Annotated in this window: 42 protein-coding genes; 40 read left to right on the plus strand and 2 right to left on the minus strand. The window is 51.1% G+C overall.

Features of this window, described 5'->3' with window-relative positions; all coding sequences use genetic code 11:
- The first annotated feature begins 19 nt into the window (after positions 1-19).
- The 38 genes from rplB (at position 20) to B0W44_RS00875 (ending at position 22023) form a co-directional block, all read left to right on the plus strand.
- Positions 20-850: a 50S ribosomal protein L2 gene (rplB, locus tag B0W44_RS00695; RefSeq protein ID WP_077718350.1), complete on the plus strand. Its 831-nt coding sequence runs from the start codon at positions 20-22 to the stop codon at positions 848-850.
- Positions 851-916: 66 nt separating this feature from the next.
- Positions 917-1195, plus strand: coding sequence for a 30S ribosomal protein S19 (rpsS, locus tag B0W44_RS00700; protein WP_077718351.1), 279 nt, complete (start codon positions 917-919; stop codon positions 1193-1195).
- A 179-nt stretch (positions 1196-1374) separates the two neighbouring features.
- Positions 1375-1749, plus strand: a complete 375-nt coding sequence (gene rplV, locus B0W44_RS00705; RefSeq protein ID WP_228441624.1) for a 50S ribosomal protein L22 — start codon at positions 1375-1377, stop codon at positions 1747-1749.
- A 1-nt stretch (position 1750) separates the two neighbouring features.
- Positions 1751-2407: a 30S ribosomal protein S3 gene (gene rpsC / locus B0W44_RS00710; RefSeq protein ID WP_077718353.1), complete on the plus strand. Its 657-nt coding sequence runs from the start codon at positions 1751-1753 to the stop codon at positions 2405-2407.
- Between the two features lie 2 nt (positions 2408-2409).
- A complete protein-coding gene (gene rplP, locus B0W44_RS00715; RefSeq protein ID WP_077718354.1) occupies positions 2410-2844 on the plus strand; it encodes a 50S ribosomal protein L16 in 435 nt (144 codons plus the stop codon).
- Entirely contained in the window at positions 2834-3043 is a 210-nt protein-coding gene (gene rpmC / locus B0W44_RS00720; RefSeq protein ID WP_077718355.1) for a 50S ribosomal protein L29, read from the plus strand. Before rplP ends, rpmC begins: the two co-directional genes overlap by 11 nt.
- A 20-nt stretch (positions 3044-3063) precedes the next feature.
- The gene (rpsQ, locus tag B0W44_RS00725; RefSeq protein ID WP_077718356.1) at positions 3064-3327 is read left to right on the plus strand and encodes a 30S ribosomal protein S17; all 264 of its coding nucleotides are present in this window, start codon (positions 3064-3066) and stop codon (positions 3325-3327) included.
- A gap of 33 nt (positions 3328-3360) precedes the next feature.
- The gene (rplN, locus tag B0W44_RS00730; protein ID WP_077718357.1) at positions 3361-3729 is read left to right on the plus strand and encodes a 50S ribosomal protein L14; all 369 of its coding nucleotides are present in this window, start codon (positions 3361-3363) and stop codon (positions 3727-3729) included.
- Between the two features lie 26 nt (positions 3730-3755).
- Positions 3756-4082 carry a 50S ribosomal protein L24 gene (rplX, locus tag B0W44_RS00735; RefSeq protein WP_228441327.1) on the plus strand — a complete coding sequence of 109 codons (327 nt, stop codon included), beginning with the start codon at positions 3756-3758 and terminating at the stop codon, positions 4080-4082.
- Between the two features lie 27 nt (positions 4083-4109).
- On the plus strand, positions 4110-4655 hold the full coding sequence (rplE, locus tag B0W44_RS00740; protein WP_077718358.1) for a 50S ribosomal protein L5: 546 nt from the start codon (positions 4110-4112) through the stop codon (positions 4653-4655).
- A 24-nt stretch (positions 4656-4679) separates the two neighbouring features.
- Positions 4680-4865: a type Z 30S ribosomal protein S14 gene (locus B0W44_RS00745; protein WP_077718359.1), complete on the plus strand. Its 186-nt coding sequence runs from the start codon at positions 4680-4682 to the stop codon at positions 4863-4865.
- Between the two features lie 68 nt (positions 4866-4933).
- Positions 4934-5332, plus strand: coding sequence for a 30S ribosomal protein S8 (rpsH, locus tag B0W44_RS00750; protein WP_077718360.1), 399 nt, complete (start codon positions 4934-4936; stop codon positions 5330-5332).
- Between the two features lie 34 nt (positions 5333-5366).
- Positions 5367-5903 (plus strand): 50S ribosomal protein L6, encoded by a 537-nt coding sequence (gene rplF, locus B0W44_RS00755; RefSeq protein ID WP_077718361.1) that lies wholly within the window; start codon positions 5367-5369, stop codon positions 5901-5903.
- 44 nt (positions 5904-5947) lie between these two features.
- Positions 5948-6313 (plus strand): 50S ribosomal protein L18, encoded by a 366-nt coding sequence (rplR, locus tag B0W44_RS00760; RefSeq protein ID WP_077718362.1) that lies wholly within the window; start codon positions 5948-5950, stop codon positions 6311-6313.
- A gap of 26 nt (positions 6314-6339) precedes the next feature.
- Complete coding sequence (gene rpsE / locus B0W44_RS00765; RefSeq protein WP_077718363.1) at positions 6340-6843, plus strand: 30S ribosomal protein S5; 504 nt, start codon at positions 6340-6342, stop codon at positions 6841-6843.
- 12 nt (positions 6844-6855) lie between these two features.
- Positions 6856-7044 carry a 50S ribosomal protein L30 gene (gene rpmD / locus B0W44_RS00770; protein WP_077718364.1) on the plus strand — a complete coding sequence of 63 codons (189 nt, stop codon included), beginning with the start codon at positions 6856-6858 and terminating at the stop codon, positions 7042-7044.
- A gap of 22 nt (positions 7045-7066) precedes the next feature.
- The gene (rplO, locus tag B0W44_RS00775; protein ID WP_077718365.1) at positions 7067-7507 is read left to right on the plus strand and encodes a 50S ribosomal protein L15; all 441 of its coding nucleotides are present in this window, start codon (positions 7067-7069) and stop codon (positions 7505-7507) included.
- Position 7508: 1 nt separating this feature from the next.
- On the plus strand, positions 7509-8816 hold the full coding sequence (gene secY / locus B0W44_RS00780) for a preprotein translocase subunit SecY (RefSeq protein ID WP_077718366.1): 1308 nt from the start codon (positions 7509-7511) through the stop codon (positions 8814-8816).
- 26 nt (positions 8817-8842) lie between these two features.
- Positions 8843-9496 carry an adenylate kinase gene (locus B0W44_RS00785; protein WP_077721185.1) on the plus strand — a complete coding sequence of 218 codons (654 nt, stop codon included), beginning with the start codon at positions 8843-8845 and terminating at the stop codon, positions 9494-9496.
- Entirely contained in the window at positions 9493-10239 is a 747-nt protein-coding gene (gene map / locus B0W44_RS00790; protein ID WP_077718367.1) for a type I methionyl aminopeptidase, read from the plus strand. Before B0W44_RS00785 ends, map begins: the two co-directional genes overlap by 4 nt.
- A gap of 18 nt (positions 10240-10257) precedes the next feature.
- Positions 10258-10569, plus strand: coding sequence for a KOW domain-containing RNA-binding protein (locus B0W44_RS00795; protein WP_077718368.1), 312 nt, complete (start codon positions 10258-10260; stop codon positions 10567-10569).
- Positions 10570-10572: 3 nt separating this feature from the next.
- The gene (gene infA, locus B0W44_RS00800) at positions 10573-10791 is read left to right on the plus strand and encodes a translation initiation factor IF-1 (RefSeq protein ID WP_077718369.1); all 219 of its coding nucleotides are present in this window, start codon (positions 10573-10575) and stop codon (positions 10789-10791) included.
- Between the two features lie 32 nt (positions 10792-10823).
- Positions 10824-10937 (plus strand): 50S ribosomal protein L36, encoded by a 114-nt coding sequence (gene rpmJ, locus B0W44_RS00805; RefSeq protein ID WP_029091518.1) that lies wholly within the window; start codon positions 10824-10826, stop codon positions 10935-10937.
- Between the two features lie 19 nt (positions 10938-10956).
- Positions 10957-11325, plus strand: a complete 369-nt coding sequence (gene rpsM / locus B0W44_RS00810) for a 30S ribosomal protein S13 (RefSeq protein WP_077718370.1) — start codon at positions 10957-10959, stop codon at positions 11323-11325.
- A gap of 17 nt (positions 11326-11342) precedes the next feature.
- Positions 11343-11738: a 30S ribosomal protein S11 gene (rpsK, locus tag B0W44_RS00815; RefSeq protein WP_077718371.1), complete on the plus strand. Its 396-nt coding sequence runs from the start codon at positions 11343-11345 to the stop codon at positions 11736-11738.
- 163 nt (positions 11739-11901) lie between these two features.
- Positions 11902-12846 carry a DNA-directed RNA polymerase subunit alpha gene (locus B0W44_RS00820; RefSeq protein WP_077718372.1) on the plus strand — a complete coding sequence of 315 codons (945 nt, stop codon included), beginning with the start codon at positions 11902-11904 and terminating at the stop codon, positions 12844-12846.
- 25 nt (positions 12847-12871) lie between these two features.
- Positions 12872-13243, plus strand: a complete 372-nt coding sequence (gene rplQ / locus B0W44_RS00825; protein ID WP_077718373.1) for a 50S ribosomal protein L17 — start codon at positions 12872-12874, stop codon at positions 13241-13243.
- Positions 13244-13445: 202 nt separating this feature from the next.
- Positions 13446-14120 (plus strand): ATP-binding cassette domain-containing protein, encoded by a 675-nt coding sequence (locus B0W44_RS00830; protein ID WP_228441330.1) that lies wholly within the window; start codon positions 13446-13448, stop codon positions 14118-14120.
- A 17-nt stretch (positions 14121-14137) separates the two neighbouring features.
- Positions 14138-14299, plus strand: a complete 162-nt coding sequence (locus B0W44_RS18380; protein WP_228441333.1) for a hypothetical protein — start codon at positions 14138-14140, stop codon at positions 14297-14299.
- Entirely contained in the window at positions 14275-15144 is an 870-nt protein-coding gene (locus B0W44_RS00835) for an energy-coupling factor transporter ATPase (protein ID WP_077718374.1), read from the plus strand. The genes B0W44_RS18380 and B0W44_RS00835 overlap by 25 nt, the downstream gene beginning before the upstream one ends.
- Positions 15145-15146: 2 nt before the next feature.
- On the plus strand, positions 15147-15944 hold the full coding sequence (locus B0W44_RS00840) for an energy-coupling factor transporter transmembrane component T family protein (RefSeq protein ID WP_077721186.1): 798 nt from the start codon (positions 15147-15149) through the stop codon (positions 15942-15944).
- A gap of 30 nt (positions 15945-15974) precedes the next feature.
- Entirely contained in the window at positions 15975-16724 is a 750-nt protein-coding gene (gene truA / locus B0W44_RS00845; protein WP_077718375.1) for a tRNA pseudouridine(38-40) synthase TruA, read from the plus strand.
- A 195-nt stretch (positions 16725-16919) separates the two neighbouring features.
- Positions 16920-18545 carry a transposase gene (locus B0W44_RS00850; RefSeq protein ID WP_077718376.1) on the plus strand — a complete coding sequence of 542 codons (1626 nt, stop codon included), beginning with the start codon at positions 16920-16922 and terminating at the stop codon, positions 18543-18545.
- Between the two features lie 173 nt (positions 18546-18718).
- Complete coding sequence (rplM, locus tag B0W44_RS00855) at positions 18719-19156, plus strand: 50S ribosomal protein L13 (RefSeq protein WP_077718377.1); 438 nt, start codon at positions 18719-18721, stop codon at positions 19154-19156.
- Between the two features lie 44 nt (positions 19157-19200).
- The gene (gene rpsI, locus B0W44_RS00860; RefSeq protein WP_077718378.1) at positions 19201-19593 is read left to right on the plus strand and encodes a 30S ribosomal protein S9; all 393 of its coding nucleotides are present in this window, start codon (positions 19201-19203) and stop codon (positions 19591-19593) included.
- A gap of 492 nt (positions 19594-20085) precedes the next feature.
- The gene (locus B0W44_RS18385; protein WP_228441336.1) at positions 20086-20319 is read left to right on the plus strand and encodes a hypothetical protein; all 234 of its coding nucleotides are present in this window, start codon (positions 20086-20088) and stop codon (positions 20317-20319) included.
- An 11-nt stretch (positions 20320-20330) separates the two neighbouring features.
- Positions 20331-20852 carry an N-acetylmuramoyl-L-alanine amidase gene (locus B0W44_RS00870; RefSeq protein ID WP_237087423.1) on the plus strand — a complete coding sequence of 174 codons (522 nt, stop codon included), beginning with the start codon at positions 20331-20333 and terminating at the stop codon, positions 20850-20852.
- Positions 20853-20922: 70 nt separating this feature from the next.
- Complete coding sequence (locus B0W44_RS00875) at positions 20923-22023, plus strand: Mrp/NBP35 family ATP-binding protein (protein ID WP_077718380.1); 1101 nt, start codon at positions 20923-20925, stop codon at positions 22021-22023.
- A 140-nt stretch (positions 22024-22163) separates the two neighbouring features.
- On the opposite strand, the gene gerD is transcribed toward B0W44_RS00875, so the two are convergent.
- Complete coding sequence (gene gerD, locus B0W44_RS00880; protein WP_077718381.1) at positions 22164-22766, minus strand: spore germination lipoprotein GerD; 603 nt, start codon at positions 22764-22766, stop codon at positions 22164-22166.
- Between the two features lie 163 nt (positions 22767-22929).
- Between gerD and B0W44_RS00885 the strand changes: the two genes are divergently transcribed.
- Positions 22930-23532: a KinB-signaling pathway activation protein gene (locus B0W44_RS00885; protein ID WP_077718382.1), complete on the plus strand. Its 603-nt coding sequence runs from the start codon at positions 22930-22932 to the stop codon at positions 23530-23532.
- Positions 23533-23612: 80 nt separating this feature from the next.
- Here the strand turns inward: B0W44_RS00885 and pdaB are convergent, their stop codons facing one another.
- Positions 23613-24395 (minus strand): polysaccharide deacetylase family sporulation protein PdaB, encoded by a 783-nt coding sequence (pdaB, locus tag B0W44_RS00890; protein WP_149026893.1) that lies wholly within the window; start codon positions 24393-24395, stop codon positions 23613-23615.
- 93 nt (positions 24396-24488) lie between these two features.
- On the opposite strand from pdaB, the gene B0W44_RS00895 reads away from it, so the two are divergent.
- Entirely contained in the window at positions 24489-25103 is a 615-nt protein-coding gene (locus B0W44_RS00895; protein WP_077718384.1) for a stage II sporulation protein M, read from the plus strand.
- The last annotated feature ends 239 nt before the right edge of the window (positions 25104-25342 follow it).

The following is a 25342-nucleotide window of genomic DNA, read 5'->3' on the forward strand; positions in this document are numbered from 1 at the left end:
CGAAGGAGGGACGAATTCCATGGCCATCAAACACTTTAAGCCGACCTCTCCGGGCCGGCGTCAAATGACGGTCTCCACATTTGAGGAAATTACAACGGACAAACCTGAAAAATCCCTGCTGGCGCCACTGCCGAAAAAGGCGGGACGCAACAATCAGGGGCGGATCACGGTACGCCACCAGGGGGGCGGGCACAAGCGCAAATACCGCATCATCGACTTTAAGCGGAATAAAGACGGCGTTCCCGGGCGCGTGGCGACTATTGAATACGACCCGAACCGTACGGCGAACATCGCACTCATCCACTACGCTGACGGGGAAAAACGTTACATTATCGCGCCTAAAGGTTTGAAAGTCGGGGATACCGTCGAATCGGGACCGTCCGCCGACATTAAACCGGGCAATGCGTTGCCTCTTGCCAACATTCCGGTCGGAACCGTGATTCACAACATCGAGCTTAAGCCCGGCAAAGGTGGACAGCTGGTGCGTGCAGCCGGAGCAGAGGCCCAGTTGCTCGGAAAGGAAAAAGGGTACGCCATCATCCGCCTGGCTTCGGGAGAGATGCGCATGGTACGTGAAGAGTGCCGGGCGACCGTCGGTCAAGTGGGGAACGTCGACCACGAAAACATCACGATCGGAAAAGCAGGGCGGTCTCGCTGGCTCGGTCGAAGACCGGCCGTGCGCGGATCCGTGATGAACCCGAGCGACCACCCGCACGGCGGTGGAGAAGGTAAGGCTCCCATCGGATTGAAGTCGCCGGTGACTCCTTGGGGGAAACCGACGATCGGATACAAGACGAGAAGGAAGCGGAATCCGTCTGACAAATATATTGTCCGCCGGCGTAGAAAGTAACGAGACGCTGACAGTTCGTTTTTAGCGGCTTCATAAACGGCTTGGCGAGAAAGGAGGGTAAACCGTATGGGTCGCAGTCTGAAAAAAGGCCCTTTTGTTGACGACCATTTAATGAAAAAAGTGGAGGCTCTAAACAAAAAAGGCGAAAAACGCGTCATCAAGACGTGGTCGCGGCGCTCGACCATTTTCCCTGAATTTGTCGGACACACGATTGCCGTTCACGATGGGCGGAAGCACGTTCCGGTTTACATTACAGAGGACATGGTCGGCCATAAACTGGGCGAGTTTGCCCCGACGCGTACCTTCAGAGGGCACGCCGGTGAGGATCGGCGGACAAAGCGGTGACGTTGCTCGAAGTGTCAGCTGACTGAATGCGAAGAGAACGGAAGGAGGTTGTGGAGATGGCACAAGCGAACAAAGTGAGGAGAGGGAGGTACTCCCAGGAAATTGTCGAAGGGAATGTGGGGACGACCTTCCGCGTGAACAACGGGCACGGATACACGAAAGTGACAGTGGAACAAGATATGGTCGGCAAGACGTTCGGCGACGTCATCGGAGCGAAACCGTCAAGTGTCGCGCGCTACGTGCGGATAGCGCCGCGGAAAGCCCGTCTCGTCGCTGATCTGATCCGTGGAAAACAGGTTGAGGAAGCACTGTCCATCTTGCATCACACGCCGCGAGCTGCTTCGCCCATCTTGGAGAAAGTGTTGAGATCGGCGATGGCGAATGCAGAACACAACTTTAACATGAACGCACAGGACTTGTATATTGGTGAGATACGCGTAGACGAAGGGCCGACGTTGAAACGGTTCCGTCCGCGCGCTCAAGGGCGTGCCAGTCGAATTGATAAACGTACGAGTCATATTACGATCGTGTTAACTGAACGCAAGGAGGGATAGCATGGGCCAAAAAGTCAATCCGGTCGGTTTGCGCGTCGGCATTATCCGCGATTGGGAATCGAAGTGGTATGCCGATAAAGACTACGCGAACCTCTTGCACGAGGACATTAAAGTGCGCGAATACATTATGAAACGGTTAAAAGATGCTGCTGTTTCCCACGTCGAAATCGAGCGGGCAGCCAACCGGGTAAACATTAACATTCACACCGCCAAACCAGGGATGGTCATCGGGAAAGGTGGTTCACAAGTCGAAGCGTTGAGGGAAGAACTGAGCCAGTTGACTGGCAAGCGCGTACACATCAACATCAACGAAATTAAAACTCCCGAACTGGACGCCAACCTCGTGGCACAGAACATTGCCCAGCAGCTGGAGCGTCGTGTGGCGTTTCGCCGTGCTCTCAAACAGGCGATCCAACGCACCTTGCGCTTCGGTGCCAAAGGGATTCGCGCTCAAGTGAGCGGGCGCCTTGGCGGCGCGGACATCGCCCGGACTGAAGGGTACAACGAAGGAACCGTACCGTTGCACACGCTGCGTGCCGACATTGACTACGGAACAGCTGAAGCCCACACGACTTACGGTCGCATCGGAGTCAAAGTGTGGATTTACCGTGGCGACGTCTTACCGCCCAAGAAAGAAGCGAAGGAAGGAGGGCGATAGGGATGTTAATGCCCAGGCGCGTGAAATACCGCAGAGAACATCGAGGACGTATGCGCGGTCGTGCCAAAGGTGGAACGGACATTGCCTTCGGAGAATACGGCTTGCAGGCACTGGAGCCGTCGTGGGTGACCAACCGCCAAATTGAAGCGGCACGGATTGCCATGACCCGTTACATGAAGCGGGGCGGAAAAGTGTGGATTAAGATTTTCCCTTCAAAACCCGTGACGCAGAAGCCTCTTGAAGTGCGGATGGGGAGCGGTAAAGGCGCACCCGAGCATTGGGTCGCCGTCGTCAAGCCGGGGAAAATCATGTTCGAAATTGGCGGAGTTTCAGAAGAAGTCGCCCGCGAAGCGCTACGTCTGGCTTCCCACAAACTTCCGATTAAAACGAAGTTTGTCAAACGAGATGAAGTGGGTGGTGACACGGATGAAAGCTAAACAGACGGCGAAAGAATTTCGCAATATGACGACAGCTGAAATTGAGCAGAAGTTGTCGTCTTTAAAGGAAGAATTGTTTAACTTGCGCTTTCAAATGGCCACCGGACAATTGGAAAATCCGACACGAATCAAACGGGTGCGCAAAGACATCGCCAGAGCGAAAACGATCTTGCGCGAACGCGAACTTGGAATCAGTTGAGAGAGGAGGCAGACATCTTCATGGCAGAACGCGGAAACCGCAAAGTGAGGATCGGGCGGGTCGTCAGTGACAAAATGGACAAAACGATTGTCGTCAGCGTCGAAACGTACAAGCGGCACAAATTGTACGGAAAACGCGTGAAGTATTCGAAGAAGTTCAAAGTCCACGACGAGCACAACGAAGCGAAAGTGAACGACATCGTCAAAATTATGGAAACACGGCCGCTGTCAAAAGACAAAAGATGGCGTTTGGTTGAGATCGTCGAAAAATCTGTCGTGATCTAGTCAAAGAACTTCTGGAAGGAGGGACGGTGGAGCATGATTCAGCCGCAAACGCGTTTAAAAGTTGCTGACAACTCCGGGGCGCAAGAACTGATGTGCATCAAAGTGCTCGGAGGATCCCGGCGGAAGTCAGCGAATATCGGAGACATGATCGTAGCATCGGTCAAACAGGCAACACCCGGAGGCGTTGTCAAGAAAGGGGACGTCGTCAAAGCCGTTGTCGTCCGCTCTGTCCGCGGATCGCGCCGCCGAGACGGTTCTTACATTCGGTTTGATGAAAATGCCGCAGTCATTGTACGTGACGATAAAACACCGCGGGGGACTCGCATATTTGGGCCCGTTGCCAGAGAGTTGCGCGAGAGGGACTTTATGAAAATCGTTTCTCTAGCTCCTGAAGTGCTTTAGGACACTGAGTGAAGGAGGTGCCATGGGTGACACACAAGTTACACGTCAAAAAAGAGGATACGGTGATGGTGATTAGCGGTAAGGACAAGGGAAAAAAGGGCCGCGTGCTCAAGACGTATCCGCGTGAAAATCGTGTACTCGTCGAAGGTGTGAACATGGTGAAAAAGCATGTGCGCCCGTCGCAGCAAAACCCGCAGGGCGGCATTGTGGAGCAAGAGGCGCCGATCCACGCTTCTAACGTGATGCTGATCGATCCGAAGTCAGGTGAACCGACGCGGATTGGATACAAAGTGTTGGATAACGGCAAAAAAGTGCGCATTGCCCGAAAATCTGGTGAACCGATTGACAAGTAACCAGGTGAATGAAAGGAGGCACGTCACATGACAGCTCGATTGAAAGAACAGTACGTCAACGACGTAGTACCGGCATTAGTCAAAAAATTTTCCTACAAGTCCGTGATGCAGGCGCCCCGGCTGGAGAAAGTTGTCATTAACATGGGTGTAGGAGACGCTGTCCAAAATGTGAAATTCTTGGACAGTGCCGTTGAGGACTTGGCCAAAATAACGGGGCAAAAACCGATCGTCACTAGAGCGAAAAAGTCGGTGGCCGGTTTTAAAGTGCGGGAAGGAATGCCCATCGGTTGCAAAGTGACCTTGCGCGGCGAACGGATGTACCACTTTGTGGATAAATTGTTTAACGTCGCCTTGCCGCGGGTTCGGGACTTCCGCGGTGTGTCGCCGAAGTCGTTTGACGGACGGGGGAATTACACGTTAGGTATCAAAGAGCAACTCATTTTTCCGGAGATCGAGTACGATAAAGTAGAAAAAGTGCGTGGGATGGACATCGTCTTCGTCACGACAGCCGACACCGATGAAGAGGCACGAGAACTGCTTGAGCAACTCGGTATGCCGTTTCGGAAATCATAAAACCCGGGATAAGGAGGGAAGTCCGTGGCCAAAAAGTCGATGATTGCGAAAGCAAAAAAGAAACAAAAGTTTAAAGTGCGCGAGTACACCCGCTGCGAGCGTTGCGGTCGTCCGCACTCTGTCTTGAGGAAATTTAAATTGTGCCGCATTTGTTTTCGCGAACTGGCTTACAAAGGGCAACTGCCCGGCGTGAAAAAAGCCAGTTGGTGAAGCAGGAATTTGAAATGGTATGGCACGAGTATGTTGCGCGCCTTGAATAGAGGGAAGGAGGTATTGAGATGTCCGTATCAGACCCAATTGCCGATATGTTGACCCGCATTCGCAACGCCAACATCGCGCGGCACGAAAGCGTGGAAATTCCGGCCTCCAACATTAAGCGCGAGATAGCGGAAATTCTCAAGCGGGAAGGATTTATACGCGATGCGGAGTATATAGAAGACAACAAACAAGGGATTATTCGCATCTTCCTGAAGTACACGCAAGACAATCAGCGGGTCATTACAGGATTAAAACGCATTAGTAAGCCGGGTTTGCGCGTGTATGCTAAAAGTCACGAAGTTCCCCGCGTCTTAGGTGGACTCGGCATAGCCCTTGTGTCAACGTCACAAGGTGTCATGACAGATAAAGAAGCACGCAAAAACAACGTAGGGGGAGAAATTCTCGCTTACGTTTGGTAACATAACGGTCTTGGAGAAAGAGAGGTGTGACACGATGTCCCGTATCGGACGCAAGCCTATACCCGTACCTGACGGTGTAGATGTGAAAATTGACGGGAAACAGATTACCGTAAAAGGTCCGAAAGGAACGCTGACCCGTTCGTTTCATCCGGAAATGGACGTGAAAGTCGTTGACAAAGAATTACGCGTAGAGCGCCCGAGTGACGCAAAAAGACACCGTGCACTGCACGGCACGACCCGCAGTATCATCGCCAACATGATTGAAGGTGTGGCGAATGGGTTTTCCAAAGAGCTGGAGCTTGTCGGTGTAGGGTATCGAGCGCAGAAGAAAGGCAAGAATTTGTCGTTAAACGTCGGGTATTCGCACCCTGTCGACATAGAACCGGAAGAAGGCATCGAATTTGAAGTCCCGTCGCAAACGTCTGTCATCGTCAAAGGGATTGACAAAGAACGCGTCGGAGCTGTGGCCTCCCGGATTCGCTCTGTACGCAAACCTGAACCTTACAAAGGAAAAGGGATTAAATACAAGGGCGAACGCATTGTGCGCAAGGAAGGGAAAGCCGGTAAATAACGGTACACGGACAGCCATCACAGCGTAGAAAGGAGTGCAGTCACGTGATAGATCGCGGAAACCGAAAAACAGCGCGCAAAAGGCGCCACTTGCGTGTGCGCAAAAAAGTACACGGGACGCCAGAACGTCCGCGTTTAAACGTATTCCGTTCATCGAAACACATGTACGCCCAGATTATCGATGACACAAAGGGTCACACACTCGTCTCTGCCTCAACGGTAGATCCCGATCTCAAACAGTTGGAAAACGGGGCTAACGTAGAGGCAGCAAAAAAAGTCGGCGAACTTATTGCCAAAAGGGCGAAAGATAAAGGGATAGACAAGGTTGTCTTTGACCGGAGCGGCTATGTTTACCACGGGCGCGTCAAAGCACTGGCAGAAGCTGCCCGCGAGGCAGGCTTAAACTTTTAATCTGTTGAGAAGGAGGGACGACTTACATGGCTAAAGGCAAGGACGGGAAAGAAAAAGAATTCGAAGAGCGGGTTGTGAGTATCAACCGCGTGGCGAAAGTTGTCAAAGGCGGCCGGCGTTTCAGTTTTAGCGCACTCGTCGTCGTCGGTGACGGAAAAGGCCGTGTCGGAGCCGGGATCGGCAAAGCAGCGGAAGTTCCCGAAGCGATCCGCAAAGGGATCGACGCTGCAACGAAAAACATTATCCGCGTCCCAATCGTGAACACGACCATCCCCCACGAAATCATCGGACATTTCGGGGCTGGAAAAGTGTTGTTGAAACCGGCAGTAGAAGGGACGGGAGTGATTGCCGGAGGTCCGGTTCGCGATGTGTTGACCGTTGCCGGCATCGGCGATATTTTGACGAAATCCATCGGATCGAACAACCCGATTAACATGGTGAACGCAACACTCGAAGGACTTAAAAATTTGAAGCACCCGCAAGAGGTTGCGAAATTGCGTGGAAAAACTGTGGAAGAACTGTTAGGATAGGAGGGGATACACATGTCTAAAGAACTGCACATCACCCTCAAACGCAGTATGATCGGGCGGCCGGAAACTCAGCGGAAAACCCTTCGGGCGCTCGGGTTGAAGAAGCGGGAACAAACGGTCATACATCCAGATAACCCCGCCGTACGCGGGGCGATAAAAAAAGTCGGTCACTTACTGGAAGTCAAAGAAGTCGACGCGTAACAGTGAATGAGGAGGTGCAACCATGAAACTGCACGAGTTGAAACCTGCACCGGGATCTCGCCAAAAACGGAATCGGGTCGGACGCGGTATCGGTTCAGGGAGCGGCAAAACGTCTGGACGCGGTCAGAAAGGGCAGAAAGCCCGCTCGGGCGGAGGGGTACGTCCCGGGTTTGAAGGGGGACAAAACCCGATCATCAGACGTTTGCCGAAGCGCGGTTTCCACAATCGCAACCGAAAAGAGTACGCGATCATCAACTTGGACGCATTGAATCAGTTTAGTGAAGGAACAGAAATCACTCCGAGTTTACTCTTAGAAAAGAGGGTCATCCGAAACTTAAAAGACGGATTAAAGGTGTTAGGAGAGGGCGATTTGAACGTCAAACTGACGGTCAAAGCCCACAAATTTTCCAAAACCGCTGAGGAAAAGATACAAGCAGCTGGTGGCACTACCGAGGTGATTTAATGTGTTCAAGACACTTCAAAACATCATGAGAGTGGATGATCTGCGGAGGCGGATCATCTTTACCCTTTTGATGCTTCTCGTGTTTCGGATTGGCAGTTTCATTCCGGTCCCGAACATTAACGTGGAGCTCTTGGAAGAGGTCGCTCAAAACAATAACGTGTTTGGCATTTTAAACACGTTTACGGGTGGCGCCCTGGCGAACTTCTCTATATTTGCCATGGGGATCATGCCCTATATTACAGCTTCCATTATCGTCCAGCTGTTGTCGATGGACGTCATTCCGAAGTTTGCCCAATGGGCAAAAGAGGGAGAGGCTGGACGGCGCAAGCTGACGCAAGTGACACGGTACGGCACCGTGGTGCTGGCGCTCATTCAGTCCTTCGGATTGGCCATCGGCTTTGACAACCTGTTTGGAACGCCGAATGTGGAATTTGTCGAGGATAAAGGTGTTTTCACATTTATTTTAATTGCGTTGACCTTGACGGCAGGGACGACGTTTCTCATGTGGCTCGGCGAGCAGATCACGGAAAAAGGGATTGGAAACGGCATATCTATCATCATTTTCGCCGGGATTGTCGCCGGCATTCCGAACTCGGCTAGACAAATATACGCCACCCAGTTCGTGGACGCCGGAGATCAGCTGTTTCTCAATATAGTGAAAGTGATCGTGATCTTGTTACTGCTTGTGCTCATCACGGCCGGCGTTATTTACATTCAACAGGGAATTCGTCGCATTCCAGTTCAGTACGCCAAACGAGTTGTGGGACGGAGGATGTTCGGCGGGCAGTCGACACACATCCCGCTGAAGGTAAACGCGTCGGGGATGATCCCGGTCATCTTTGCCATTGCGCTGATCTCGTTTCCTTCGCAGATAGCGAGTTTTTGGGCCGGAAACCCGATTGCCAACTGGATTATCAACCATTTTAACTACACTGCGCCGTTTGGGATGTTCTTGTACGTCTTGCTCATCATCGGATTTACGTACTTTTACACATTTGTCCAGATTAATCCGGTGCAAATGGCGGACCAAATGAAGAAAAACGGCGGGTACATTCCCGGCATACGCCCAGGCAAGACGACGGCAACCTATTTGACACGTATTTTAAACCGTATTACGTTAGCTGGAGCGCTGTTTTTGGCAGTCGTTTCAATTATGCCGATCTTTTTTACGAATCTAGCCGGCTTACCGCCATCAGTGCAAATTGGCGGGGTATCCCTGTTGATCGTCTCGGGGGTCGCATTGGAGACGATGAAACAAATTGAGAGTCAGTTAATCAAACGTCATTACAAAGGGTTCATCAACAAGTGACAAAATTCGATGGAGGGATACGCGGTTTGAACATCGTGTTAATGGGATTGCCAGGGGCCGGTAAGGGAACGCAGGCGGAACGCATAAAAGAAACGTACCACATTCCGCACATTTCGACGGGAGACATGTTTCGGGAAGCGGTGAAAAATGAAACGGCGCTCGGCCAAGAAGCCAAAAAGTACATGGATAGAGGGGATCTCGTTCCCGATGAGATTACCGTAGGGATTGTGCGCGAACGCCTTAGCCAAGACGACTGTACCCAAGGATTTTTGCTAGACGGGTTTCCGCGCACAGTGGCTCAAGCCGAAAACCTCGATGAGACGCTGGCGGATCTGTCCCGCGAGCTAGATATCGTCTTGTATATACACGTATCGCGTGATGAGCTGATGAAACGTTTGACGGGGCGGCGCATCTGTCAGGACTGCGGTGCGACGTACCACGTGACGTTTCATCCCCCGGAAAATGAAGGCGTCTGTGACAAGTGTGGCGGTCCCCTTTACCAGCGGTCTGACGATCGAGAAGAAACGGTCGGCAACCGCCTGGATGTGAATATGAAACAGACCCAGCCACTCCTCGACTATTATGCAAGCAAAAAACGGCTCGTCAAAATTAACGGTGAACAGTCAATCGATCAGGTGTTTGCCGACATTGACGCCAATTTGCGGAGAGAGTCGCCATGATCATCCGCAAATCTCCGTACGAGTTGGAATTTATGCGGGAAGCTGGTAGGATCGTGGCCCTGGCACACCAGCAATTGCGGCAAGCGATTGAACCGGGTGTGACGACGCGGGAATTGGACCGCATGGCCGAAGAAATCATTCGCAAGCATGGGGCAACCCCCTCTTTCAAGGGTTACGGAGGCTTTCCCGGCAACGTGTGCACCTCTGTGAACGAAGAACTTGTTCACGGAATCCCCGGGGATCGAAAGCTGAAAGAAGGAGACATCATCAGCTTGGACATTGGAGCAGAGTACCGCGGTTACCACGGTGATTCGGCTTGGACGTACCCGGTGGGAGCAGTCAGCGAAGAAGTAAAGCGGCTCTTAGACGTGACGGAAAAGTCTTTGTACGTTGGTTTACAAAAAGCGAGCCCGGACCATCGGCTTTCCGACATCTCCCACGCCATTCAAACGTACGTTGAAGGAGAGGGATTTTCCATCGTCCGCGAGTATGTTGGGCACGGAATTGGGCAAAACTTGCACGAAGACCCACAAATCCCCAACTTTGGCCCTCCCGGAATGGGCCCCCGCCTGAAGTCGGGAATGGTCCTCGCCATTGAACCTATGGTCAATGCGGGTTCACGTTACGTCAAAACACTGGACGACAACTGGACTGTCGTCACGCAAGACGGCGCGATGTGTGCCCACTTCGAACACACCGTCGTCATTACAGAAGAAGGCTGCGAGATTTTAACTCAGTTGTAGTTAAAGGTGATGGGGGAAATGGCTGACAAGAGTCAACCGGATCCCCGTCTCGGGCAGGTGGTGTATGTATTGCGCGGACGGGATGCCGGCCAGTATGCGGTTGTGGTGGGTAAAATCGATCCAAAGTTTGTTCTGTTGGCAGACGGGTATAAACGCAAGTTTGACACTGCCAAAAAGAAAAATATACGCCACGTTCGTTTTCAGGACTTTGTCAGTGAAGAAGTGGAGCGCAGTCTGCACGAACAGGGTCGTGTCACCAATGCCAAGCTAAGGTATGCTTTACAACAATTTTTATCAACACATCCCCGAGCGGAAGAGAAAGGAGAGTGAACCGTGGCCAAGGAGGACGTCATCGAGGTGGAGGGGACCGTGATCGAACCACTGCCGAACGCCATGTTTCGTGTCGAATTGGAAAATGGACACAAAGTGTTGGCTCACGTCTCCGGCAAGATTCGGATGCACTTTATCCGCATTTTGCCCGGTGACAAAGTAACGGTTGAACTGTCACCCTACGACTTGTCGAGAGGCCGTATTATCTATCGATATAGATGATGACACTCTCCGAATTAAGGAGGTTAGCGATTGTGAAAGTACGTCCATCGGTTAAACCGATTTGTGAAAAGTGCAAAGTCATCCGACGTAAAGGAAAAGTGATGGTCATTTGCGAAAACCCGAAACACAAGCAAAGACAAGGATAACCTTCAGGAGGTGAATGAATTGGCACGTATTGCCGGAGTGGATTTACCGCGTGACAAGCGAGTGGAAGTGGCGTTGACATACATTTACGGTATCGGACGTTCAACATCGCGGAAACTGTTAGCCGACACCGGAATTAATCCGGATACGAGAGTTCGCGATTTGACAGAGGAAGAAACAAGCTTGTTGCGCAACAAGATTGACAAGGAGCTCACGGTGGAAGGCGACCTTCGCCGTGAAACAGCCCTGAACATCAAACGTCTGATCGAGATCGGGTCTTACAGAGGCATTCGCCACCGTCGCGGTTTGCCCGTCCGCGGTCAGCGCACGAAAACGAACGCGCGCACGCGCAAAGGCCCCCGCCGTACCGTCGCGAACAAGAAAAAATAAGGTAGGAGGGATTGTATTTGGCTAGACAGAAACAGTCTACACGCGTTAAGCGGAAAACGCGCAAAAACATTGAGAGCGGCATTGCTCACATTAAATCGACGTTTAACAACACGATCGTAACGATTACCGACCCCCGCGGTAACAGCATATCATGGGCGAGTTCAGGTAACTTAGGGTTTAAAGGTTCTCGTAAGAGTACGCCTTATGCGGCCCAGATGGCTGCAGAAGCGGCAGCGAAAGCAGCGATGGAACACGGGATGAAAACCGTCGAAGTGATGGTGAAAGGGCCGGGTGCAGGCCGTGAAGCGGCGATTCGTTCGTTACAGGCTGCCGGTTTGGAAGTCAGTGTCATCCGGGACGTCACACCGATCCCGCACAACGGGTGCCGCCCGCCAAAACGTCGCCGCGTGTAACTGGTATAGCATTCCAAATACACGTCAATACTGGAGCGGATAGGGTTTTATCCAGTTATAACCAGAAATTGTGCCGTTCCGTTCACTAATAGGCTGATGTGAATACCCTCAAGTAAGGTGAGAGTGAACCGGAATGCGACGTCTGAAGGAGGGTAACCCGTAAATGATTGAGATCGAAAAACCGAAAATTGAAATTGTGGAGATCAGTGAAGACTCAAAGTACGGTAAATTCGTTGTAGAACCTTTGGAACGTGGCTACGGAACGACATTGGGGAATTCACTGCGCCGTATTTTGCTGTCCTCTTTACCGGGTGCTGCTGTAACGTCCGTCCAAATTGACGGTGTGCTGCATGAGTTCTCGACCGTTCCCGGTGTAGTGGAGGATACGACCGAAATTATTCTCAATCTGAAAAAGTTGGCCCTGAAAATCCACTCGGATGAAGAGAAAGTACTGGAGATAGACGTCGAAGGAGAAGGCCCTGTTACGGCAGGAGACATCCGTGCCGACAGCGATGTCGAAATTCTCAATCCCGAGTTGCACATTGCATCACTCGCGGACGATGCCCGTTTGCACATGCGCATTACGGCAAACCGCGGTCGTGGCTATGTACAGGCTGATCGGAATAAATCTGAAGACCAGCCCATTGGCGTCATCCCGGTCGATTCCATTTACACCCCGGTAACACGTGTGAATTTCAATGTGGAAAATACACGGGTCGGCCAAGTGACCAACTACGACAAGCTGACATTAGAAGTGTGGACGGATGGCAGCATCCGCCCAGACGATGCCGTGAGTCTCGGTGCAAAGGTGATGACGGAGCACCTGATGCTGTTCGTCGGCCTGACCGACGAAGCGAAAGACGCCGAGATCATGGTTGAAAAAGAAGAAGATAAAAAAGAAAAAGTCCTCGAAATGACAATAGAAGAGCTCGATCTCTCAGTTCGCTCCTACAACTGCTTGAAGCGTGCCGGAATCAACACGGTTCAAGAGTTAACTCAGAAGACGGAAGAAGACATGATGAAAGTCCGTAACCTGGGGCGAAAATCGCTGGAAGAAGTGCAGCAGAAACTGGGTGAACTCGGGTTGAGCCTGCGCAAAGACGAATAGTAGTCTAAAGGAGGGAATACATCCGATGGCGAAAAAATTGGGACGACCGTCTTCCGCCCGTCAGGCCCTTTTCCGTGACCTCGTCACAGACCTCATTATTAATGAACGCATTGAGACAACAGAAGCGAAGGCAAAGGAAGTGCGCCGACTGGCGGAAAAAATGATTACACTTGCCAAGCGTGGCGACTTACATGCGCGCCGTCAAGTGGCCGCGTTCGTCCGTAAAGAGCAAGTGGACCCACACGATGAAGACAGTAAACAGGACGCAATTCAGAAGTTGTTTGACGACATCGCACCTCGCTATAAAGAGCGTTCAGGTGGCTACACTCGTATATTAAAACTCGGACCCCGCCAAGGAGATTCAGCCTCCATGGTCTATTTAGAACTGGTTCAATAACGAGCAACAGATGGAGACTGCCCCTTTCTGGTGGGGGATTCAGTGGGTGCGCAACGGTATCCTGGTTGTCAAAGGGTGGGTCGGAATCTGAGCATCGGATTCTGGAACCACCTTTTTTATTGAGCTGAGAGAACGAGTCGTCGATCAGCACTGTGCTTGCAAAGGTTGAGAATACCCGTCACATGAGCAGAGGAGAAGAGCGATGGGAGAAAAGATGCCCTATCTACGTGTAAAGGATGTCTCGTTTCACTACCGTTCCGAACAACCGAAAGTTGAATGGGCAGTTCGGCGTGTTAATCTGACCGTACAATCAGGAGAGACCGTAGCGATTATCGGGCCAAACGGATCCGGAAAATCGACTCTGGCCAAATTGATCATCGGCTTACTTAAACCTCTGTCCGGGGAGATATCCGTGGACGACTTAAACCCTGCAGACGATCGAGAAGTGTGGTCGGTCAGACAGCAGGTGGGTATCGTCTTCCAAAATCCGGACAACCAGATTGTCGCCCCGACGGTACAGGACGATGTGGCCTTCGGTCTGGAAAATCTCGGACTGCCCCGAGAGATCATTTTGGATCGTGTGCACGACGCTCTAGAGCGCGTGGGATTAGCCGGGATGGAAAATGTAGCGCCGAGCCGTTTGTCGGGCGGACAAAAACAACGTCTTGCCATCGCCGGGGTTTTAGCTATGCGCCCGAAAATGATCGTCATGGATGAGGCGACGTCCATGCTCGATCCCCGCGGCCGAAAGGAAGTGGCCGACGTTGTTCAAAAGGTGAAAGAGGAAGGGGTCGCCGTCATCACGGTCACCCACGCGATGGACGAAGCGTGGCAAGCGGACCGCGTCGTCGTGATGGCGGGGGAACGGTGCAGTTGACCGGTTCCCCGCAGGACGTGTTTCGTCGAAGGGAAGAATTGACTGCGTTAGGATTGGACGTGCCTTTTTCAGTTAAAGTGCAATATGAATTGATTCAACGGGAGTTTCCGTTGACAGAGAAAGCGATGGACGATCAGAGCTTGGTGAACACGCTATGGACATTGTGGCAAAAAACGTAAGCTATACGTACAGCGAAGGAACGCCTTTTGAAAAGCGGGCACTCAACAATGTCAATTTTCGGATTCCTTCGGCCAGTTTTACGGGGATTATCGGCCATACCGGATCCGGAAAATCTACGCTCATTCAACATTTTAACGGGTTGTTGCGTCCGATGAGCGGTATGCTCAAAGTCGGTGACGTGACCGTCAGCGCCTCTCTGAAAAATGTGAGCGAGTTGCGCCGACAAGTGGGAATGGTGTTTCAATACCCGGAGCACCAACTGTTTGAAGAGACAGTTGCGAAAGATGTAGCCTTTGGCCCCCGCCAGTTCGCACTGGCCGAAAGGGAAGTAGAGGAACGCGTACGCGATGCCCTGTCCCTTGTCGGACTGGAATACGACCAAGTGGCCGAAATGTCCCCATTTCAGTTGAGCGGCGGACAGATGCGGCGCGTGGCCATTGCCGGTGTCTTGGCGATGCGTCCAAAAGTGCTCGTACTGGATGAACCGACAGCGGGGCTAGACCCGCAGGGGAAAGAGGACATTTTGCAAACGATCGTCGATTTGAAGCGCACCGAATCTCTCACCGTCATATGCGTGTCTCACAGTATGGAGGACGTGGCCCGCTACGCGGATCACTTACTTGTCATGCATCAGGGAACTGTCGTCATGGAAGGTGATCCGATAGCCGTTTTTCAAAAAAGAGATCAACTTCAGTCTTACGGTTTGGATTTGCCACCGGTGCTCGATTGGGTCCATCGCTTGAATGCGTTTGTTGAGCCACAGATCCCCTATGCCCTGTACACAGCGGAACAACTCGCCGAAGAAATTGCCATTCGCTGGCGCAAAAGGACAGAGCCGGTATGAACCTGTCGAAGTACGTGATTGTCGGTCAATACGTGCCGGGCGATTCTCCGGTCTACCGTCTAGATCCGAGGGCAAAACTTTTGGGGATCGCATGTTTCGTCGCCCTTGTATTCTTGGCGAACAATGCAGCTTCTTACGCACTTTTAATCGGGTTTACGATACTTTCCATAGCCGTGTCACGGGTGCCGCTTCGATTTTTGTGGAACGGGATGAAGCCAGTCCTCGTATTAATCGCGTTTACCGCGGTGTTGCACCTCACGTTTACAGAAGGTGGGGCCGTCGTGACCGAATGGGGATGGTTCGCCATTCACGAAGAAGGCGTACGTCAGGCTGTATTCATCGCTCTGCGTTTGCTCATTATTATCGTTTTGACATCTTTGCTCACGTTGACGACCTCTCCGTTGCAACTGACGGACGGGCTGGAGCAGATTTTGTCTCCTTTGAAAGCGATCGGCGTCCCGACCCACGAGTTGGCTCTCATGATGTCCATCGCCCTGCGGTTTATCCCGACTTTGCTTGAGGAGACAGAAAAAATTGTGAAAGCCCAAATGTCGCGGGGAGCGAAACTTGACAGCGGCCCTGTCTGGCAACGGATGAAGAACCTCATCCCTGTTTTAATTCCGCTCTTTATATCGGCCTTCCGCCGCGCTGAAGACTTGGCGACGGCGATGGAAGCTCGCGGTTACCGGGGAGGGATAGGGAGGACGAAGCTGAGGGCCCTGCGCTACACGTGGCGCGACCTCGCATTGGCAGGGGTCCTGTTGTGCCTGTTGACAGGACTGTTGTTTCTGAGGAGCTAGATGGACGGGATGGGAAGAAGGTGAGTGTTTGTGCAGAAGATCAAGTTGACGATCGCTTACGACGGAACGGATTTCCACGGCTTTCAGGCACAAACGAGGCGAGACGCGACCATCCGCACTGTACAAAGCGTCTTGGAGGAGTCGCTGGAGAGAGTAACAGGGCATCCAGTTCCCGTGACGGGAGCCGGGCGGACAGATGCTGGTGTGCACGCAAAAGCACAAGTCGTCACGTTTGAATCTGCCGGTGCCGTTCCTGTGGAACGGTGGCCGCGTGTCCTCAACCACCGTCTGCCGCGGGACGTAGTCGTGATCTCGGCCCGATCTGTCCCCCCTTCTTTCCACCCCCGTTACGATGCCGTGGCGAAAGTATACCGTTACACTATTGACACGGCGCCCGTCCCCGACATTTTCACTCGCCGGTTTTGTACGCACTTTACTGAAGCGCTAGACGTGGAACGGATGCAGCAAGCCGCACGGTACTTGATCGGAAAACATGATTTTACGTCTTTTTCAGCTGCCCGGGCCCAAGTGTCCAACCGCATTCGCACCTTGAGAAAGGTAGACGTGTGGACAGACGGGACATACGTTCACTTCCTGTACGAAGGGAACGGCTTTTTGCAGCACATGGTACGGATTTTAACGGGAACGCTGGTCGAAGTCGGTATAACGGAGCGTCAGCCGGACGATATTCCACACATTCTCAAAGCAAAGGATCGGCGTGAAGCCGGCCGCACCATGCCGCCAGAGGGGCTGACGTTGTGGAAAGTGAAATATTCGTAGCAGTGGGTCGGAGGGTGGGATGTGCTGGAGGTCGGCATTTATGGTTATGTCACTCGACCAATCTGAAAAGATAACATAGCTAATCAATTGTCGAATCACCATTAGTTTTGTCGAAATGGGTCAGTCTACAAGGAAAATAGTGGTTCCGGAGCGAATGTCTTCATTCCAGATAAAAATCGGAATGAGGGATGATTGATGAGTAACTTCGCCCACATCTTAAACGACCGTTTTTCCATTGTGGCCGCTACAAGGGATGATGAATACGTCGCCCAGGTGATCAGCACCACGAAAACGATGGACAGCGTACACAACCTGGAAGATGAAGCTATCTTGGATGATTTTATGGGCTACTTGTCAGAAACCGGTGTCCTCCATTCTTTTTCCACCTTTCAAGCTAGCCAGTATCAACGGGTGATGATTCCGTTTTATTACTTCTTGATCACGTATTTGGCCAAAACATTGCTGGGCATTAAGGCGATGAAAAGTTTGCCTGCTCTGTTGTTTAGTGATCAGGGTGTGATGCGAACCTTGGGCTTTTCGGCTATGGTGTTGGAAGAAGGGTACTGTAATCGGGGTGCCGGTAAACGGCATAACGACACCCCACCCGCCAGCCCGTTTACCCCTCAGACACTGGCAGAATTCATGAATAAGGCGACACCACAGGAGATTGAACAACTGTTTAACACCAATATCGCCAACTTAGCGGCATCTGGTGCTTTCTACCAACAAGTGACGGGCATCATCGATGGCACCGATATCGAAACGACGCCGAACTACGAAGGTGCCGGAAAAGTGATGCGCAAAAAGAAAATCCACAACAAAAAGGGCGTCCGGGAGATCGAGTGTGTCGTTTACGGATGGAAAGCGATTGTGTTGTTTGACCAGCACACGGAAATTCCCCTTGCTCTAAAAGTCGTCCCCATTCATGAACACGAGTCCAAATATACGCGTGTGCTCATCGAGCAGGCTCAGCGCAATCTGGGCAAGCACAGCCGGATCACCCAAGTGTTGATGGATCGGGGCTTTCTGGACGGCACCACCTTATATTGGCTCGACCAACAAAAGATCACATTTGTGATTCCCGCACGCTCCAACATGGACGTCGCCCAGGATGCACGGGACTTGGCTCAAGCGTCCATGGGGGTGACGGATACACGCCAAGAAAAACAGACGTCCGGTCGTGGCAAAAGCAAAACCGAGCACATCCTCGAGACCCAAGTTACTGGTGTCAAGGCGTTAACCAGTTATGTCGATTATCGGGACCCGGCAAAGCCCGCAAAGCAATACAGTAAGACGGGCGGCGGCGGTTGCCCAATCAACGCCGTGGTCATTCAACGCTACCGAAACGAGGAGATCCCGGCAGACAAATGCCCTGTTTTTTTGACCAACAGTCCCGTTGACCGCCCTTTTGTTCCGTATGATGCTTATGATGGGCGCAGCCTTATTGAGAATTTACTTTTTCGTGAAGGCAAACAGGGCTGGAATCTGGAACATGCGCCAACCAAAACGGCCAATGGCATGGTATCGCACGTCTATTTCACGTTTTTGACCATTGCCCTGACAACGGCTTATCGAACTTGGTGTGCCGAGCAAACGGAAGAAGGCGAAGAGAGTGAATCCTCTAATCAGCCGTCGAAAGGGATTCGCAATTGGCGTCGTCGCCTTATGCAAGAAAATCAAGATCAGATCATTGTGTTCAGTGGCCCTTATTATGGTATCTTCCATCTCATGACCTTTGTTCAGCTTATGGGAGGTCAAGTTAAAGACCAGTCTCCCCGTGAGACTGCCGTTTTTCGACAAAATCATCATTTTTCGCCTTAAGTTATCTTTTCAGTACTCGACCAATGGTGACGCTTGACTTGCAGTTTGCAGTGTTATAATATGAACTTTGGTATTTTTTAAACCCACGAGCCCCGGGTTTAGTGATAAACGAGATTATACGTGGTGATACATGTTAACCGCAAGGTGAGTTGGATACGTAAGGAGGGACGGCCATGCGCACCACATATATGGCAAAGCCAAACGAAGTAGAGCGGAAGTGGTATGTCGTCGACGCGGCCGGTCAGACGCTCGGCCGTTTGGCATCGGAAGTGGCGAGCATTTTGCGAGGCAAAATGAAGCCGACGTACACACCTCATGTCGATACCGGCGATTACGTCATCGTTATCAATGCCGATCAGATTCAGCTGACCGGGAAAAAGTGGCAGAAGAAGAAATACTATCGCCACTCTGGGTATCCCGGCGGCCTGAAAGAAACGACGGCTCAAGAGCTGATGGCGAAAAAACCGGAAAAGCTGATCGAACTCGCGGTTAAAGGGATGCTCCCGCGGAACAGTTTGGGGCGGGCCCAGTTGAAAAAGTTGAAAGTGTATGCGGGTTCTGAACATCCCCATCAGGCTCAACAGCCGGAAACGTGGGAACTTCGCGGTTAAAACGCATAAATGGAAAATGTGCGGTGAAAAGGAGGTAAGACGATTTGGCGGAAGTGCAATATTACGGAACGGGACGCCGGAAAGAGTCCGTCGCCCGCGTATGGCTCGTGCCGGGGGAAGGCCGAATCACAGTTAACAAGCGGGACCTGGATGATTACTTCGGCTTGGAGACACTAAAGGCCATTGTGAAACAACCGCTCGTGTTGACTGATACCCTTGACCGTTACGATGTGAAGGTGAACGTGAGCGGCGGCGGATTTACCGGTCAAGCCGGAGCGATTCGCCACGGCATTGCCCGCGCTCTGTTGAAGGTGGACCCTGATTTGCGCCCGGTACTAAAAAAAGCCGGTTTCCTCACCCGAGATCCGAGAATGAAAGAACGGAAGAAATACGGTCTTAAAGCAGCACGTCGCGCACCGCAATTCTCGAAACGGTAAAACGTTCGGTACAACGCAACTGGCTGACAGCCTTTCTCACATTGGATGAGGAGGGCTGTTTTGTTTTCACGTCATCATCACTTATGTTGATCAACCGTGTGGCGCCGTTCGTTTCATTTGCGATAAATGCTACCACCGGCCTGGTGGTAAACGTGGAAGGAAGCAATGCTACGCGGCTAGACTGGATACCTTCACAGAAAAGCTGTAGGGATAGGGCTCGCTTTGGACTGGGACGAGGAATGGCTTGGATGTGTTTGTCGTGACTCCATATGGTGATCGGGAAAATGGGGTTTTTCATTCGAAAGTACTCCAATGGGGGATGGCGAGCTTGTAAAAATGGAAAAGGGAAAAGAATGTTTACGTCTTTTTGGCAAAAAAGTGTCCTTCTCCTCGGGGCGGAAGTGTGCATTTCGCTGTACCCGGAAAAAAGTCTTCTTAAACGTAACATAATGGCTGCCCTTGTCCCATATGTTGAACTAGGAGGGACAGGGGATGCCGCACACGAAAAAAAGCAGCGATGACAAGATGTTAATCGAAAAAAAGTGGGGAAAGAAAAAAAGGTGGGTGTTCCTCGCTTTGCTCGGGCTGGCTCTGGCAGTCTTGCTGTCACAGCCGACCTTTGAAGACAATTGGACGGTGTGGAAAATGCCGTTGGCTGGCCAAGTCATTGTGTTGGACCCAGGGCACGGGGGGATGACCCCGGCGCCATTAGCAGGAGTGGGGTAAAGGAGAAGGAGGTGGCGCTGAACATCGCGTTGGCATTAAGGGATTACTTGCAGCAGGCGGGCGCTTATGTCGTCATGACCCGGGAAAGCGATACGGACCTTGCCAACGAAAGGACAAAAGGCCACCGTAAGCGCAAAGTGGAAGATTTGAAGGCCCGTGTTAAACTCATTCGGGAGACGGAACCGAATTTCGTTGTCAGCATTCATGTGAACAGTATCGGTTCCTCCCGTTGGTATGGGGCCCAAACTTTTTACCATCCGGCGTTTGAAGAAAGCAAGCGCCTGGCTCACCTCATTCAACATCAATTTATTCAACATTTAAGGAATACGACACGTGTTGCAAAACAGGAGAGCAACATTTTTTTGCTCAAGTCGTCGCATGTCCCTGCGGTACTCGTCGAAGTCGGATTTTTGTCAAACCCGAGGGAGGCCGAATTGTTAGGACGGGAGTCATACCAGGATCGCGTTGCTTCCAGCATTTATAAAGGAATTCTCTCGTATTTTGCCGGTGAAACGCTCCCGGAAGTGCAATGAGTGAGTTTGGGTTGAGTCCAAATGTGTTATAATGGCAATGAACACGATATCAATATTGGGGTGTTTCACTATGTTGACGGAAGACAAAATTCTCGAGGCCTTAAAAGACGTAAAAGACCCGGAAATCAACCAAAGCCTCGTGGAATTAAATATGATTCGCGATGTTCAAGTAAACGGAGACATCGTCTCTTTAACCGTTGTCTTGACCATCCCCGGATGTCCGTTGAAAGCCAAAATTGAAGAAGACGTCGTAAACAAAGTGAAAGCGTTGGGGGCGAAGGAAGTTCACGTCACATTCGGCTCCATGACGGATGAAGAACGGGCCAAACTGTCGGCGAAGCTTCGCGGCCAAAGGCGAGGAGACGCGCCCAAATCCCAAAAACTTCTTTCCCCGATGCTGGCAGAAGATTCACCGACCCAATTTATTGCTGTGGCGAGCGGCAAGGGCGGGGTTGGTAAGTCGACCATTACCGTCAATCTGGCCGTTGCCCTGGCACGCAAAGGAAAAAGGGTCGGAATTATTGATGCTGACATTTACGGGTTCAGTGTTCCGGATATGATGGGAGTCGACCAGCGCCCCACCGTTATAGACAAAACAATTTTACCCGTCGAACGGTACGGTGTGAAAATCATTTCGATGGGATTCTTTGTCCAAGAGAACGCCCCTGTTATATGGCGCGGGCCGATGCTCGGCAAAATGTTGCGCAATTTCTTTACTGAAGTGCACTGGGATGAAATGGACTACATGCTCATCGACTTGCCCCCGGGAACCGGAGATATGGCGCTGGATGTCCACCAGTTAATCCCCAAGAGTAAGGAAATCATCGTCACGACACCCCATCCGACTGCCGCATTTGTGGCAGCGCGGGCAGGCGCCATGGCGTTGCACACGAATCACGAAATACTCGGCGTCGTGGAAAACATGGCGTATTACGAATGTTCCGACTGCGGTCACAAAGATTACATCTTTGGACAGGGCGGCGGTGAGAAGTTGGCCAAAGAGTTGAAAACGACGCTGCTAGCACAAATACCGCTCGGTGTACCAGATCACGACATTTCCGATCCGGACGCGTCCCCTTCGGTTTATGCAGCAGACTCCCGAACAGGAAAAATTTACGATCACTTGGCAGACGAAGTGCTGGATCGCTGTCCCCAACCGGTTATGGGTTAATGCGTGCCCCAGGGTCAACCTGGGGCTGTTTTACGTCGGTTGCGCGAGAGTGAGAGGCGTGTCCTTGTCTCCTCGCGCATGGTCCTCCTTTTTCCAAAAACGTGCCCGTGTTGGTACCGTTCCAGTGTAAGACCTTTGCGTTACGATCCGCTACCCCCTCCGCTTTGTCCACTGTCACCTCCTTGTCCTCCTTGATCCTCTTTCTTTAACGCTTCCTCGTTCGCCTTTATCATCAGCTGCATGTACTTTTCTTTAAACACGGGGTTATCGAGGGCTTCCGTCATGATCACCATGAGCTGTTTGCGGTAAGGTTCGGTTTTCATTAAGTCTGTCATCTGTTTCTCAAAGTCCGGGTTTTTCATGACGTCTGTCAACATTTTCTGGTATTCCGGGTCTTTCATTAATTGCTTGATCATTTCTTCGTGTTGTTTCTGAGTGGCTTTGGCAAAATTGGCGGCAACCTTTGGATCTTGAAACATTTTTTGTAGGTTCTTTTCATTTTTTGGGTCACTGATCGCCTTATTGACCGCTTGTGCCATATCCGTGTCCGTCATCATAATTTTCTCTTTGAATTCCGGATCCTTCATCATGTCTTGTATCGTCTTTTTGCCGTCTTCCGTCTTTAAAATGTCGATGACCATTTGTTTAGTTTCCTGGTAATCGGGCGAGCTTTGTGGACGTTCCTGGGGTGTACACGACACGATGAGAAACGTCAAACAGATGGCTACCAGCCACTTCTTCATTGCGATCACCTTTTGCACTGGGTCTTTTGGGATTACTGTTTAATATGACATTGTCAAGGAAAGATCATACTTATTAGAGGGGATTGGGTAGTATTGGCAGGGGGATTTTTGGTAAGATGATTAAAATGGCCGAATAAGGATTGTCAAAGGAGATTCACCAATCATGACCGTCAGAAAATGGGTTTTCCTCTTTTGGACGACCTTGCTCATCGGGGGTGTGGCAGCCCTCGTTACCGGATTCGTTCAGGAGTTCATTTCAGGGGTTAACTACGGAGCAGATTGGGGAACTGAACTGATCTTTAGCGTTTTTGGGAAGCTTTGGGCAGGTGCCATGTTTAGCGTCGTCGCACAATTAGGCTTTTTTGCATTTGTTGTGTTGAACTACCTTTTACTCAGTACATTTAGGCACAGCCGTTTGTACCAAGGTGTGTTGTGGGTGTTGCTGGTGTTTGTATTCGCGGACATGGTATACTTGCGCTACGCCTTTTTTGCCCAAGAAGGCGATACTGTGTTGACGTTTATGTGGTTCCCGTTGTTTATCCTCGCTGTGTCTGCACTCGTGGCCTGGTGGAAATCCCGGGAGACCAATTTCAAGGCGTTTGCCTCTACGATTTTCTTTATGTTTGTGTTTACGGTCATTGAGTTAATCCCTGCCCTGCGGGAAAACAACGTCAACTCTCTATGGTTTATGGTGATTCCATTGCTCGTATGCAATACGTGGCAAATTATGCAGTTACACCGTCTATTGCCGAAAAAACAGAAGTAGGAAGATGGACCTCCCATATGGAGGGATAAAAATAAGGCGGCGATTGGAGATATAGACTTCGCCGCTCACGCTTTCATCACTTACTCGGATTTGGCGTCTTCAACCGGATCCGTCTCAACCGTACTTCCCGCAATAAGTTCAGAAACGGTCACCAGTTTGTACCCTTTGGCGCGCATTTCTTTGACGACACGGGGCAGGGCTTCTGCCGTGTTTTTAGCTGAATCGCTGGCGTGGAATAAAATAATGTCCCCAGGATGGACTTTAGAGACGACGCGATCGACGATTTCATCTGCGCTCTTCCGCATCCAATCAAGGGAGTCGGTGTCCCACTGGATCACCCGGTACCCCATGCTGTCGGCGACTTCCAGGGTACGTTTGTCGAAATCGCCGTTGGGGAGCCTAATCAAGTTGATTTTCTGACCGGTTAACTCGGTCAGAATTTGGTGGGACTTCGTAATTTGGTCCCGCATCCACTTTTCGTCCTGCTCGCTGTAATTTTTGTGTTCATGACCGTGGTTGCCCACTTCGTATCCCATGTCCACAATGCGCTGAACAATGTCGGGATGATTTTCTGCCCACGGTGAAGAGAGGAAGAACGTTGCTTTATCGACGTCGCTTTCCTCTAAGGCGTCCAAGACCGGGCCAGGGATCTCCTCTCCCCAGCTGATGTCAAACGTTAAAGCGGCGACCTTTTGATCGGTTTCAACCGAGTAGTACGCTTGCGGCCCTTCTTCTTGAAGAGAGAAGACGTTGATTTGTTGTTGGTTGGCGTAGTACAGACCGAGTGCGAACAACAGCGCCGTACCGATCACGGCAAACCGCTTGATTTTTTTTCCAGACAGTACCCAAAACACAACTGTCACCTCCCCTTATAGGCTTATCCGCTCCATAGTACAATCTATGCCTGTCTTAAACGGATATGAATCGGGGAATAAGAAGGTGAAGGGGGATGACTCATGCGATCATTTGTCAACATTTTGAAGCAAAACCGGGTATTCCTGTGGATGGCGGCAATACTGCTGTTTGGAAGCAGTGTGTTAGGGTATGTCTTTCACAACGAGGTTCAACCGTTTGTTCAACTTGCGCTGGAACAATTGGAGGAGCTCGCACAATCGCTTCAAATGGAGCCCGGGTATTGGAATGCGTTTAGCACTATTTTTCTCAACAACTTACAGGCGTCGATCGCCATGTTGGCGGCAGGGTTTTTCTTTGGCATTTTTCCTGTCTTCGCGTTAGTATTAAACGGGTTTATGCTCGGCTATGTCTTGTACGAAGCGGCTGAACAGTATGGCATACATCCACTCCTTGTGTTCGTCCAACAAATTCTGCCCCACGGCGTATTGGAATTTCCGGCGATCATTATTGCTGCTGGGTTTGGCCTGAAATTCGGGTGGCTGATTGTGCGCGGAATCGGTTCTATCTGGAGTGAAAAAGCGCGCATCCGTGTCGGTCGGCAGTTCCGCCAGTCGTTTCGTCACATGCCTGTCGTGCTACTCGGGATTGTAGTCTTGCTGTTTTTTGCTGCAGTCATCGAAGCCGGTCTCATCATGTTGGCACAGGTTCACTTTTAAAGCCAGGCACACTTACCCTTAAATGTGGAAAACATTAAGCGGCATCTTTGCATTTCCTTCGACAAGGTGGACTTGCAAAATTTGTGCTGCTGTGTATAATAGATTTTGTTAGCAGCCGTTAAATGTGAGTGCTAATTAATTTACTGAATTATTATACGCGCGTTGTTTGGAAGGGGCTCTTTATTTCTTGTTTCGTTACATGATTTAGGGAGCGTCTTTCTTGTTAGAAATGTGAATAA

The organism is Novibacillus thermophilus (genome assembly GCF_002005165.1).
Taxonomy (GTDB): domain Bacteria; phylum Bacillota; class Bacilli; order Thermoactinomycetales; family Novibacillaceae; genus Novibacillus; species Novibacillus thermophilus.